Origin of the sequence: Apilactobacillus waqarii (assembly GCF_019061205.1) — a bacterium.
In the GTDB taxonomy this organism is placed as follows: Bacteria; Bacillota; Bacilli; order Lactobacillales; family Lactobacillaceae; genus Apilactobacillus; species Apilactobacillus waqarii.
Genome location: NZ_JAHQYH010000008.1, coordinates 1 through 11852 on the forward strand (window position 1 = coordinate 1; position 11852 = coordinate 11852).

At 37.9% G+C, this 11852-nt stretch carries 9 protein-coding genes, 21 tRNA genes and 1 rRNA gene; 29 read left to right on the forward strand and 2 right to left on the reverse strand.

Features of this window, described 5'->3' with window-relative positions; translation table 11 throughout:
- Positions 1-21: 21 nt before the first annotated feature.
- From rrf to KTJ72_RS05545, 24 genes are all read left to right on the forward strand, one after another.
- A 5S ribosomal RNA gene (rrf, locus tag KTJ72_RS05430) occupies positions 22-138 on the forward strand.
- Positions 139-144: 6 nt separating this feature from the next.
- A tRNA-Val gene (locus KTJ72_RS05435) sits at positions 145-217 on the forward strand.
- A 7-nt stretch (positions 218-224) separates the two neighbouring features.
- A tRNA-Lys gene (locus KTJ72_RS05440) sits at positions 225-297 on the forward strand.
- 17 nt (positions 298-314) lie between these two features.
- Positions 315-387: transfer RNA gene (locus tag KTJ72_RS05445), tRNA-Thr, on the forward strand.
- A gap of 4 nt (positions 388-391) precedes the next feature.
- A tRNA-Gly gene (locus KTJ72_RS05450) sits at positions 392-463 on the forward strand.
- A 19-nt stretch (positions 464-482) separates the two neighbouring features.
- Positions 483-571 (forward strand) — tRNA-Leu (locus KTJ72_RS05455).
- A gap of 3 nt (positions 572-574) precedes the next feature.
- A tRNA-Arg gene (locus KTJ72_RS05460) sits at positions 575-648 on the forward strand.
- A 5-nt stretch (positions 649-653) separates the two neighbouring features.
- Positions 654-727 (forward strand) — tRNA-Pro (locus tag KTJ72_RS05465).
- A gap of 34 nt (positions 728-761) precedes the next feature.
- Positions 762-835: transfer RNA gene (locus KTJ72_RS05470), tRNA-Met, on the forward strand.
- Between the two features lie 9 nt (positions 836-844).
- A tRNA-Ile gene (locus tag KTJ72_RS05475) sits at positions 845-918 on the forward strand.
- A 25-nt stretch (positions 919-943) separates the two neighbouring features.
- Positions 944-1031, forward strand: a tRNA-Ser gene (locus tag KTJ72_RS05480).
- Positions 1032-1040: 9 nt separating this feature from the next.
- A tRNA-Met gene (locus KTJ72_RS05485) sits at positions 1041-1114 on the forward strand.
- Positions 1115-1118: 4 nt separating this feature from the next.
- A tRNA-Asp gene (locus KTJ72_RS05490) sits at positions 1119-1193 on the forward strand.
- Between the two features lie 7 nt (positions 1194-1200).
- Positions 1201-1273 (forward strand) — tRNA-Phe (locus tag KTJ72_RS05495).
- A gap of 32 nt (positions 1274-1305) precedes the next feature.
- Positions 1306-1376: transfer RNA gene (locus KTJ72_RS05500), tRNA-Gly, on the forward strand.
- Between the two features lie 7 nt (positions 1377-1383).
- Positions 1384-1458 (forward strand) — tRNA-Ile (locus KTJ72_RS05505).
- A 2-nt stretch (positions 1459-1460) separates the two neighbouring features.
- Positions 1461-1548, forward strand: a tRNA-Ser gene (locus tag KTJ72_RS05510).
- A 13-nt stretch (positions 1549-1561) separates the two neighbouring features.
- Positions 1562-1634 (forward strand) — tRNA-Glu (locus KTJ72_RS05515).
- Positions 1635-1660: 26 nt separating this feature from the next.
- Positions 1661-1734: transfer RNA gene (locus tag KTJ72_RS05520), tRNA-Met, on the forward strand.
- A gap of 5 nt (positions 1735-1739) precedes the next feature.
- Positions 1740-1814: transfer RNA gene (locus KTJ72_RS05525), tRNA-Asp, on the forward strand.
- Positions 1815-1869: 55 nt separating this feature from the next.
- Positions 1870-1942, forward strand: a tRNA-Glu gene (locus KTJ72_RS05530).
- Between the two features lie 8 nt (positions 1943-1950).
- A tRNA-Ser gene (locus KTJ72_RS05535) sits at positions 1951-2038 on the forward strand.
- Positions 2039-2128: 90 nt separating this feature from the next.
- The gene (locus KTJ72_RS05540; RefSeq protein WP_283249225.1) at positions 2129-2560 is read left to right on the forward strand and encodes a CopY/TcrY family copper transport repressor; all 432 of its coding nucleotides are present in this window, start codon (positions 2129-2131) and stop codon (positions 2558-2560) included.
- A 281-nt stretch (positions 2561-2841) separates the two neighbouring features.
- Positions 2842-4899, forward strand: coding sequence for a heavy metal translocating P-type ATPase (locus KTJ72_RS05545; protein ID WP_217304356.1), 2058 nt, complete (start codon positions 2842-2844; stop codon positions 4897-4899).
- A 40-nt stretch (positions 4900-4939) separates the two neighbouring features.
- Here the strand turns inward: KTJ72_RS05545 and KTJ72_RS05550 are convergent, their stop codons facing one another.
- Positions 4940-5392, reverse strand: coding sequence for a hypothetical protein (locus tag KTJ72_RS05550; RefSeq protein WP_217304330.1), 453 nt, complete (start codon positions 5390-5392; stop codon positions 4940-4942).
- 92 nt (positions 5393-5484) lie between these two features.
- Between KTJ72_RS05550 and KTJ72_RS05555 the strand changes: the two genes are divergently transcribed.
- The 4 genes from KTJ72_RS05555 (at position 5485) to pepF (ending at position 10358) form a co-directional block, all read left to right on the forward strand.
- On the forward strand, positions 5485-6246 hold the full coding sequence (locus KTJ72_RS05555; RefSeq protein WP_217304331.1) for an MBL fold metallo-hydrolase: 762 nt from the start codon (positions 5485-5487) through the stop codon (positions 6244-6246).
- Positions 6247-6306: 60 nt separating this feature from the next.
- Positions 6307-7371, forward strand: coding sequence for an adaptor protein MecA (locus tag KTJ72_RS05560; protein WP_217304332.1), 1065 nt, complete (start codon positions 6307-6309; stop codon positions 7369-7371).
- A gap of 66 nt (positions 7372-7437) precedes the next feature.
- Complete coding sequence (locus KTJ72_RS05565; RefSeq protein ID WP_217304333.1) at positions 7438-8520, forward strand: competence protein CoiA; 1083 nt, start codon at positions 7438-7440, stop codon at positions 8518-8520.
- A 38-nt stretch (positions 8521-8558) separates the two neighbouring features.
- Positions 8559-10358 (forward strand): oligoendopeptidase F, encoded by a 1800-nt coding sequence (pepF, locus tag KTJ72_RS05570; protein WP_217304334.1) that lies wholly within the window; start codon positions 8559-8561, stop codon positions 10356-10358.
- Between the two features lie 38 nt (positions 10359-10396).
- Here the strand turns inward: pepF and KTJ72_RS05575 are convergent, their stop codons facing one another.
- Positions 10397-11038 (reverse strand): DsbA family protein, encoded by a 642-nt coding sequence (locus tag KTJ72_RS05575; protein ID WP_051592213.1) that lies wholly within the window; start codon positions 11036-11038, stop codon positions 10397-10399.
- A gap of 179 nt (positions 11039-11217) precedes the next feature.
- Between KTJ72_RS05575 and yjbM the strand changes: the two genes are divergently transcribed.
- Complete coding sequence (gene yjbM / locus KTJ72_RS05580; RefSeq protein WP_034534502.1) at positions 11218-11850, forward strand: GTP diphosphokinase; 633 nt, start codon at positions 11218-11220, stop codon at positions 11848-11850.
- Positions 11851-11852: the final 2 nt, after the last annotated feature.

The following is an 11852-nucleotide window of genomic DNA, read 5'->3' on the forward strand; positions in this document are numbered from 1 at the left end:
GAAGTTCTTTCAGATAAATAGTGTGGTGGCGATAGCTAGAAGGATACACCTGTTCCCATGCCGAACACAGAAGTTAAGCTTCTAAACGCCGATAGTAGTTGAGGGATCGCCCTCTGCAAGGGTAGGAAGTCGCCGCGCAATTATGGAGGATTAGCTCAGTTGGGAGAGCATCTGCCTTACAAGCAGGAGGTCACAGGTTCGAGCCCTGTATCCTCCATCCATACGAGCCGTTAGCTCAGCCGGTAGAGCATCTGACTTTTAATCAGAGGGTCGGCAGTTCGAACCTGCCACGGCTCATTAATTTAATATAATATGCCGACTTAGCTCAGCTGGCAGAGCACCTGTCTTGTAAACAGGGGGTCGGAGGTTCGAATCCTCTAGTCGGCATTATGCGGAAGTAGTTCAGTGGTAGAACATCACCTTGCCATGGTGGGGGTCGCGGGTTCGAATCCCGTCTTCCGCTTTGCCAATTCATTATATATGCCGGGGTGGCGGAATTGGCAGACGCACAGGACTTAAAATCCTGCGGTTAGTGATAACCGTACCGGTTCGATCCCGGTCCTCGGCACCATATGCACCCATAGCGCAACTGGATAGAGTGTCTGACTACGAATCAGAAGGTTGTAGGTTCGACTCCTACTGGGTGCATTTCTCGGGAAGTAGCTCAGCTTGGTAGAGCACCTGGTTTGGGACCAGGGGGTCGCAGGTTCGAATCCTGTCTTCCCGATAGAGTTTAATAACTCGTCATATTAGTCACATATCGCGGTGTAGCTCAGCTGGCTAGAGCGTCCGGTTCATACCCGGGAGGTCGGGGGTTCGATCCCCTCTGCCGCGATTAGGTCTTGGACCTTTAGCTCAGTTGGTTAGAGCAGACGGCTCATAACCGTCCGGTCGTAGGTTCGAGTCCTACAAGGTCCATAGTGGACTTTGTTTCACATCACATGGAGAATTACCCAAGTGGCTGAAGGGGGCGGTCTTGAAAACCGCTAGGTGGGTCAAACCACGCGAGAGTTCGAATCTCTCATTCTCCTTTATATTATCGCGGGATAGAGCAGTCTGGTAGCTCGTCGGGCTCATAACCCGGAGGTCGTTGGTTCAAATCCGGCTCCCGCAATTTTGGTTCGTTGGTCTAGTTGGTTTAGGACGCCTGCCTGTCACGCAGGAGGTCACGAGTTCGAGTCTCGTACGAACCGTTTATATGGCTCGGTAGCTCAGTTGGTAGAGCAACGGATTGAAGCTCCGTGTGTCGGCAGTTCGATTCTGTCCCGCGCCATTTAACTAAATATATGTTATACTTTATATTATGCGGGTATAGTTTAGTGGTAAAACCATAGCCTTCCAAGCTATTGTCGCGAGTTCGATTCTCGTTACCCGCTTTTATATGGGCCTATAGCTCAGTTGGTTTAGAGCGCACGCCTGATAAGCGTGAGGTCGGAGGTTCGAGTCCCCCTAGGCCCATTGGAGAAGTACTCAAGTGGCTGAAGAGGCGCCCCTGCTAAGGGTGTAGGTCGGGTTACCGGCGCGAGAGTTCGAATCTCTCCTTCTCCGTTAGTTTTTGACTGACCCGTTGGTCAAGTGGTTTAAGACACTGCCCTTTCACGGCAGTAACATGGGTTCGAATCCCGTACGGGTCATTAAAATATTTCTTTTATATAATTATCGCGGGATAGAGCAGTCTGGTAGCTCGTCGGGCTCATAACCCGGAGGTCGTTGGTTCAAATCCAGCTCCCGCAATTTTTGGTTCGTTGGTCTAGTCGGTTTAGGACGCCTGCCTGTCACGCAGGAGGTCACGAGTTCGAGTCTCGTACGAACCGTAAATGAGATCGTCCTTGATGGATAATCTTTTTTTATTGTCATAATATTTATTATGACCCGTTGGTCAAGTGGTTTAAGACACTGCCCTTTCACGGCAGTAACATGGGTTCGAATCCCGTACGGGTCATCATTTATGGAGAATTACCCAAGTGGCTGAAGGGGGCGGTCTTGAAAACCGCTAGGTGGGTCAAACCACGCGAGAGTTCGAATCTCTCATTCTCCTTAACGCAGAAAACAAAGGATTGCATTAAGTTGCAATCCTTTTTATTTGACTTCTTTTGTCTACAATTGTAGACTATAAATTGTTAAATAAATGAGTGGGGTGATACAGCTTTTGGAAAAGACTGATATTACGAAATCCGAATGGGAGGTAATGAGAATAGTTTGGACACTAGGGGAGACAACTAGTAGCCAATTGATCGACATTCTATCCAATAAAATGGATTGGAGTGCATCTACTATTAAGACGTTACTATCTCGTCTATGTGATAAAGAATTTTTAGGCATAAAAAAAGATGGCAGGAAGAACATCTATTATTCAGCCATTAAGGAACAAGCGGCATATGATATGTCTGTTAAGAGGGTATTTGAATCAATGTGTTGTATGCATTACGGAGAAACGCTTCATGACATTATCGAAAACATTGAACTAAGTAAAAGTGATATTGATTCAATCATCGATGTTTTAAAGAAAAAGAGAGATACAGCGCCTGAAGAGGTTCATTGTAAGTGCTTAGAAGAATAATTAATTTGGAGATGAAATAAATGTGCGGAAAAAAGCATGATATGAATGATGAAGAAAAACACAACGAAGAGATGGCTTGCTGCAAGAATCAGAATCACAATAACCCAGATCATAAGTGTGATATGCACCATGATGACATGAAAATGGAGGGTCATGCCCATTCTGACCATGAAAACATGAGCTGTTGCAGCCATGGTGGGGAAAATAACCACTCTCATGGAGACCATCATTGTGATATGCACCATATGAATCATGATATGGGTAACATGGACCATGAACATATGAATCATGATATGAGCCACATGAATCATGAAAACATGGGACATGATATGAGTCACATGGGTCACATGAACATGAGTGGTATGGACCACGGTAGCATGGGTCACATGCATATGGGAAACTTAAAGTTGAAGTTTTGGATTTCATTAATCTTAACGATTCCAATTATTATCATGTCACCAATGATGGGAATGAAGATGCCTTTCCAAGTAACATTCCCTGGATCTGATTTTGTTGTTCTAGTGTTAGGAACTATCCTATTCATTTACGGTGGTTACCCATTCTTTACTTCATGTATCAGTGAAATGAAGAACAAAAAACCGGGTATGATGTCACTAATCACAATGGGAATTTCCGTTGCTTACGTATATAGTGTTTACGCAGTTATTGCTAACGACATTTTAAAGGTAAGACCAATGGTAAATGATTTCTTCTGGGAATTATCAACATTGATTGTCATCATGCTATTAGGACACTGGATTGAAATGAATTCAGTAATGAACGCTGGTTCTGCTTTAAACAAACTAGCTGAATTATTACCTGACAATGCTCACTTAGTTCAATCAGATGGTCAAACTAGAGATGTATCAGTTCATGAATTATCAGAAGGCCAAACCATCTTAATTAAATCAGGTGAAAAGGTTCCTGCTGATGGAACAATTATCGATGGTAGTACTGCTTTAAATGAATCATTAATTACCGGTGAATCAAGAGACGTTCAAAAGGGTGTCAATGATTCAGTTATTGGTGGATCAATTAACGGTAGTGGAACAATCAAGGTTAAGATTACTGGTACTGGTGAAAGTGGTTACTTATCAAAGGTTATGAACATGGTAAGTGAAGCACAATCATCAAAATCAGAAGCAGAAGATTTAGCTAACAAGGTCGCTGGATACCTATTCTACGCCGCATTAATTGTTGCATTAATTGCTTTTGTAACTTGGAGCATCATTCATGGTGTCGCATACGCAATTCCAATCACTGTCAGTGTATTAATCATTGCTTGTCCACACGCATTAGGACTAGCCATTCCTTTAATCATTTCTAGAATGACTTCAATTTCAGCCACTCATGGATTATTGATTAGAAATAAGACTGCGCTAGAAGGTATCAAACAAATTAGATACGCTTTAATGGATAAAACAGGTACTTTAACTCAAGGTGATTTCAAGGTTAATGCATACGATAGTTTAGATTCAAACATCGACAAGAATGATGTAATTAAGATTTCTGCGGCAATTGAAGCATCCTCAAGTCATCCACTTGCTCAAGGAATTGTTCAAGCATTCAAGGATTTAAACGAAGAAGGACTTCAAGCAGAAAACGTTGAAGAAATCGCCGGTTCAGGTATCAAGGGAACAGTTGATGGTAAGGAATACCAAGTTGTCTCAAGTTCATACTTAGACAAGAACGATATTGATTACGATCAAAAGACTGCTGACAAGTATCTACAACAAGGTAACTCATTGAGTTATGTTGTCGAAGACGGCAAAGTTGTTGGATACATTGCTGAAGGTGATTCAATCAAGCCAGGTGCAAAGGACATGATTGAATTCTTAAACAGTCAAAACATTATCCCAGTTATGCTAACTGGTGATAATAAGCAAGCTGCTGATAAGGTAGCAAGCATTTTAGGAATTAAGGAAGTTAACGCTCAATTAGTTCCAGAAGACAAACAAAAATTAGTTACTAAGTACCAAGAAAAAGGTAAAGTTATGTTTATCGGTGATGGTGTCAACGATGCACCCAGTCTTACTAAGTCTGATTTAGGTGTTGCCATCGGTTCAGGTACTGATGTTGCCATCGAATCCGCCGACGTTGTCTTAGTAAACAGTGATCCAGCGGATGTGATTAACTTGATTAAGTTAGCAAAACATGCTCGCACCAAGATGATTCAAAACCTATGGTGGGGTGCTGGATACAACATCATTGCATTACCACTTGCAGCCGGAGCACTTTCTTCAATTGGTATCATTATTGGACCAATGTTAGGTGCCGTTATCATGTCACTAAGTACAGTGATTGTTGCAATTAATGCTATGACATTAAAAATTAAGTAAATAAAAAAAGCACTTGGATTAATTCCAAAGTGCTTTTTTATTATGCTCGTTTATAGTTTAATGACATTTCGGCTAAATTCAAAAAGTCATTTCTCTTCTTCCAATTATTGAAATCAAAGTAATTATGCCAAGTGGTCATTAGAACAGTTCGCTTACGGTTAACAGTTTCCTTTAGGATTACGAATGAAACCATGTTATCCAGATTACCATCATTGTCCATTTTTTCGATGCTTGCATCAAAGATTTTTTGATCATCTTCTGATAGGTTGAAGTATGAATAATTTACAAACTCAAATTTTTCTGTAAAGTTATGATTTTTCAATACATCGAATGTAATTGGGTTTTTGAAAATATTATGGTTCCCAGAAAAATCGACGATTTGGTACTGATCGTCACCATTTTTAAATAAACTTAATTTTACGTCGGGATGTTGTTTTCTGATTTTGTTTAAAATTTGATTACTACCAAATGTCATGCAGATTTGATTTTCCATTTTTACGCCTCCAAGATGATAAAAAAGATTTTACAAATCACACCTATATATTTACACTAAAGATAAATAAAAACAAGTAGAAGGTATGCAAAATGAAGGTTACTGTATTAGGATATTATGGTGGTTATCCAGATAATGGAATCGCCACCAGCGGATATTTAATTCAAACTGAAAAATTCAATCTATTATTGGACTGTGGAAGTGGTGTGCTATTGGAACTAGAAAAGCACTTAAACCCATACAATCTAGACGCTGTCTTATTATCTCACTACCACAGTGATCATATTGCAGATGTTGGTGTTTTACAACACTACTGGCAACTAGCACCTAATAAGCCAAAGGAAGGTCCTTTATCAATTTATGGCCACACTGAGGATGAAGAACACTTCAATGCTTTGAACTGGTTCGACGATACGGTTGCTAAACCATACCATGAAGATGATGTCTTAACGTTAGGTAACTTGGAAATTACATTTAAGAAAACACAACATCCTGTCGTTACATTCGCAATTAAGATTAAAGATAAAACAACTAAACAAGTACTAGTTTACACAGGTGACACTAGATACTTTGAAGACTTGGCATCATTTTGTGAAGGTGCCGACTTATTGATGACCGATACTAATTTCTATAACGATAAGGAAGGTCAAAAGTGGCATATGACCTCCAAAGAAACCGGTAAATTAGCGTTGGATGCTAAGGTTAACAACGTTTTAATCAGTCATTTACCACAATATGATGACTTTGATGATTTAAAGAAACAAACTGAATTGGCAACAAATAATTCAGTAAACGTGATCTTACCAAAAACAGGGATGGTAATTAATTTAAAAGACGGTAAATCATTGAACTAACCGTTGATAATAGGTTAAAATGTAGTTATCAAATAGCGAACGTGAGAAGAGGTGTCGATAATGAGAATGGAAAAAATTAATTCTGGAACAATCAAAGTAACAATCACTAATCAAGAATTAGATGAACGCGGAATTGATTTATTATCACTTTTAGGTGATGAAGATGGCATTGAATCTTTCTTATACTCAATCTTGGACGAAATCGATGTAGATGATGAATTCAAGAGTACTGGAGCGGTATCTTTCCAAGTATTACCAAACAGTACGGGGTTAGACATGTTTATTAAGAATAAGAATGTTTTTGATAACCAAAACCAAATCAATAACAACGATGATGAACAAGTAGAAGATGATAACATCGACGACGAAATAGAAGACGACGAAAACGATAATGAAACTTATGATGGTGCTGGTTCTGAAATGTTTACCGACACTGGTGAAGACAGAACCGACGAACAAAGAGCACAACTACCAAGTATGGGTCATTTTAAGGACTATACTGATACTAAGAGCTTGTACTCATTGATTCGTGCCAAGGAAATGCTTGGTAAAATCCTAGATTTCAAGAGTGAAGATCATAAGTATGATGACAAGACAAAGGAATTCATTGATAACATTCAATTGAACCTTTCAACTATGATCGATGCGCTCGAAAGAAGCGATGACTATGCGCATTACAAGCTAATGATGATCGCAACAATCAATCAAGCTAGAAGCGAACGTCAAGACTTGGATTCAACAAGCAAACGCTCAAATAGTGATCCATTCAAGGATATGGTTAAAAACGTCAAGCAACCAAGTTTAGGTCATTTTAATCCACAACTTGAAAAGTGGGAAATGATTCTAAAGGTTAGTGACTTCGACAACGTTGTTAAACTAGCCGATGCAATTCATGGCATTCAAGACGTTGATTCAATATTGTACAAGGTTGGTTCATTCTACGTGGTTCAATTAACTACCACTAGAACTGAAAACGAAGTCGACTTCAAGCACTTCACCAGTGCTGTGAGTGAAGCTGTTGAATATGGTAACCAAATCAACGCTGTGGACTTCAAACACTACAACGACAAGAAAGTAATCATGGATCATTCTGCAATGACCCAAGTGAATAAATACTTTGGCTAATAAAAAGACTGGCAAATATGCTAGTCTTTTTTTTCGTATCTAATTTATTGGGTGATGAAAATGTTAATGGCATCTAATAAAGATAAACTAGTTAGTGCGACAGTGGCTAAAGATAATGAAAAGTATTACTGTCCCATCTGTAAGGAAGAGTTAATTTTAAAACGCGGTAACATCAATGCGCCACACTTTGCGCACTTTAAGAATAGTCAGTGTGTGATATCCATGGAAGATGGTGAGAGCAATGAACATCTAATGGGGAAAGAACAACTATTGAACTTCATTGATAAAAGAAATACACATGTGGAAAAGTATTTATCTGAAATTAATCAACGTCCCGATTTGATATATCAAAAACTAGCGTTTGAGTTTCAATGCAGTCCGATTTCGCGGAAACGATTGTCAGAACGCATCGCGGGATACCATAAATTACATATGAAATCACTATGGATACTGGGAAGTAACTATAGAAAGCGGTTTGGCAGCGATAGTGTAAATAAGTTTTATTACTATATCGATTCAATTGGCTTTACCATCTTTTTCTGGTTGGTAAACGAACGCAAAATCGAGGTGCGCTACAACTGTCAGTACGTGTGTGGAAAACTACGATATCAGCGAAGCACATTTGCTCGATTGGATGAATTATTGAATTTTATTCACAATCCAGGAAACATCGTTAAGTATAAGAGCAATATGCATGGCGTGATTAGTCAGTTAACTAGGATTGAAAACCAGCTTTTTTATCGGAATCAACAGATTATAAAGTGGCAAAACGTTTGTTATAACCAGCATCATAATATATCCGGATCACCAATTGTTTGTGATATCAAACAGGTGACCAGTCCAATCATGGGGAAGAACTTCTTGATATGGAAAATATTAATTGTGGCTAGTATCAAAGAAAAAGTGAAATTAAGGGATGTGTTTGAGTTTGCCAATCAAATGGTCGGATTACAAACGAATTATCCACTTGTGCATAACACCACTCAATATATTAAAGATGAGTTCAAACTGTTGATAATGCAGCTGATAACTCAACGAAAAATTCAAATTAAAAATGGTAGAGTCCACATAATCGACGAAATTAAGTGGTTTGACGATTACTATCAAAAATTAAATGAGCTAAGTACGCAAAATAACACTATTTTTTGATAAGATGGAGATAGCATATTTCAAAAGGCGGTGTTTTTATGAGTGAAGTACAACAATTACCAAAGAGATCAGAAGTACCAGAAAAATTAACCTGGGACTTAACAACTATTTATAAGACAGATGATGACTTTGAAGCGGATTTCAAAGAATGCGTCAAGGAAGTCGAATCTGTGGAAAAGTTAAAGACTGATCATTTTGATGCAAAAACACTTTTAAGTGATTTAAAAGCAATCGAAAAACTAGAACGTAAAGTGGAAAAATTATATGTATACTCATCATTGAAGAGTGATGCTGATACATCAAATTCTGAATACCAAAGCATGAATGCTAGATGTGCTGATTTAGCATCTAAAGCATCATCAGCACTAGCATGGTTTGAACCAGCGGTTTTAAATATTAGTGAAGATAACCTAAAGAAGATGCTAGTTGAAGAATCAGAATTAGCAGATTACACACACTATTTTGATGAACTATTCAGCCAAAAGGACCATATCCTGGATGCTGAACATGAAAAAATTCTATCAAGTTTAGGTAACATCTTTGATACCCCTTCAAACGTATATGGTGTAATGACCAATTCCGACTTGAAGTTCCCAGTGGTATCAGACGAAGATGGTAACAAGATCGAACTATCAAATGGTGTCTACAGTAAGTTACTTGAATCCACAGACAGAAGTGTTCGTAAGGAAGCATTCCAACAGTTATACACAGTTTATAACCAATTCAAGAACACATTAGCATCAACACTTTCTGGTGAAGTGAAGGTGCATAACTTTAGAGCTTCAATGCGTCACTTTAGCTCAGCTAAGGAAGCTGCATTGAGCAATAACCACATCGATGAAAAGGTATACCAACAACTAATTGATACGGTTAATAAGTACCTACCTTTATTACATCGTTACGTGAAACTAAGAAAGAAATTACTTTCATTAGACGAAATGCACATGTATGACTTGTACACACCATTATTCGGTAACTCACCAATCTCATACAATTTTGATGAAGCCAAGGAAGAATCAATCAAGGCGTTATCAATTCTTGGGGATGATTACATTGATCATATCAAGGAAGAATTTAACAATCGTTGGATTGATGTAGTTGAAAATAAGGGAAAGAGAAGTGGTGCATACTCATCAGGAGTATACGACACTAACCCATATATCCTTTTAAACTGGCAAGATAACCTTGATAACTTGTTTACACTGGTTCATGAATCAGGTCACAGTATGCACAGTTACTACACAACCCATAATCAACCATTCCAATATGGTGATTACTCAATCTTCTTAGCCGAAATCGCATCAACCACTAACGAAAATATCTTAACAGATTATCTTTTGAAGAATACCGATGATGTTGAAGTTAAGAAGTACGTATTAAATCACTTCCTAGATGGTTTCAAGGGAACTATTTTCAGACAAACTCAATTTGCTGAATTTGAAGACTTTGCTCACCAACAAGAACAAGCTGGTAATCCACTAACAGCTAAGATGTTAAGTGATTTCTACTACAAGCTAAACCAACGCTATTATGGTGATGGAGTAGTATCTGATCCAGAAATTGCATATGAATGGGCTAGAATTCCGCACTTCTACATGAATTACTATGTATATCAATATGCAACTGGTTTTGCAGCCGCCATTGATTTATCAGATGGCATCTGTGACAACGACCAAGAAGCAATTGATAAGTACATCGGTTACTTAAAATCAGGTAGTTCTGATTATCCATTAAACGTAATGAAAAAAGCTGGTATCGACATGACTAATGCAGATTACCTAGAAAATGCATTCAAGGTCTTTGAAGAAAGATTAAACGAATTAGAATCATTAATTTAATAACAAAAAAGCTTCCAACTTTTAGTTGGAAGCTTTTTTTATTTTAGAACACGAAGGTGTTTCATTTTAGTTTCTTTTAGACTGCTTTCGCTTAATGCATCCTTTAAGTATTCAGGAGTTAAGTTCTTATCACAGCAAGCATTAAATAATGTTGAATATTCAATGTCATCAGTTAAAATACCATCATCGTTTCCTTCGCAGTTGAAGATAACAGCTGAGGCTGGTTTTTCAATCTTCATATTTTGGACCAAATCTTGGTCTTTTTTGATTGATTTCTTAGCAAGGTTTGAACGACGATCTTCCTTAAACATTTCAACATCTAGACCGCATTTCTTGGCAATTTCAATCGCCATTTCGTCTGAGTAGATGTAACCTTCAGTCAATAGTTTATCCTGAATCGCTGTTAAGAACTTACGTCCTTTTTTCATACCTTGGAATAAGGCAGCCTTATAATCTAAGACAACGTTTCTGTATAAGGCAGAAAGTTCTTCAGAAGATAATCGCTTTTTAAGTTGATTGTTTGAGTTACAGAAGTCGGTTTGGACAACCTTTAGATTGTAAATCGGAATGAACTGCAACTTAAATTTTGAATCAACGTCTTCAGAAATCTGTAAAACGGTATTTTCTGAATTTCTGCATGCTTTACACAATGGATCTATAAACAGAAATAGTTCAAACACTTTTATCCCTCCATTAAGATTTTTGTTTCGTTCTATGAATTCCATTAAATAGAATACCAAATACACCGGTAAATACAACCATTTCGCTCATAAACGGTAAAAAATTGTTTGCTTTTTTACTTCTTGAATAGTGTGGTAAAATAATGTAGTAAATTAGGTTTAACAAGGAGGTTAGCCTAGTGATAAAAAACTGGAGTGACTTTTTATTTCCATACGAACAAGCCGTAGGTGAATTAAAGGTTAAATTAAGAGGAATTCGTAAAGAATTCATTCAATCGGATAAAAGAAGTCCGATTGAGTTTGTTACTGGTCGAGTAAAACCAATCGACAGTATTAAAGAAAAAATGAAACGCCGCTATGTATCAGAAGATCGTTTATCTCAAGATATGGAAGATATTGCGGGACTTAGAATTATGTGTCCATTTGTCGATGATATTTATGTCGTTGTCGACATTCTTAGAAGAAGAAGCGATATTAATATCTTAGAAGAACGTGATTATGTAAATCGTGAAAAAGCTAGTGGATATCGTTCATACCATATTGTTTTTGAGTATCCAATCGAGTTAGTCGGTGGAGAAAAGAAAATTTTAGCCGAAATTCAGGTGAGAACACTTGCCATGAATTTCTGGGCAACAGTAGAACATTCACTAAATTACAAATACAATGGTGAATTCCCAGAAGAATTGAAGAAGCGTCTTCAACAATCTGCGGAAACAGCATTCGAGTTGGATGAAGGAATGTCTGAAATCAGAGATGAGTTAATTGAAACTCAAGAAGATGGAACCAAAAATGAACATAATAGGGATGAATAGTT

Bases quoted from the DNA above. Each gene is read 5' to 3' on its own strand.
- KTJ72_RS05540 (WP_283249225.1), top strand. From the start codon at position 2,129: ATGAGTGGGGTGATACAGCTTTTGGAAAAGACTGATATTACGAAATCC.
- KTJ72_RS05545 (WP_217304356.1), top strand. From the start codon at position 2,842: ATGAATCATGATATGAGCCACATGAATCATGAAAACATGGGACATGAT.
- KTJ72_RS05550 (WP_217304330.1), bottom strand. From the start codon at position 5,392: ATGGAAAATCAAATCTGCATGACATTTGGTAGTAATCAAATTTTAAAC.
- KTJ72_RS05555 (WP_217304331.1), top strand. From the start codon at position 5,485: ATGAAGGTTACTGTATTAGGATATTATGGTGGTTATCCAGATAATGGA.
- KTJ72_RS05560 (WP_217304332.1), top strand. From the start codon at position 6,307: ATGAGAATGGAAAAAATTAATTCTGGAACAATCAAAGTAACAATCACT.
- KTJ72_RS05565 (WP_217304333.1), top strand. From the start codon at position 7,438: ATGGCATCTAATAAAGATAAACTAGTTAGTGCGACAGTGGCTAAAGAT.
- pepF (WP_217304334.1), top strand. From the start codon at position 8,559: ATGAGTGAAGTACAACAATTACCAAAGAGATCAGAAGTACCAGAAAAA.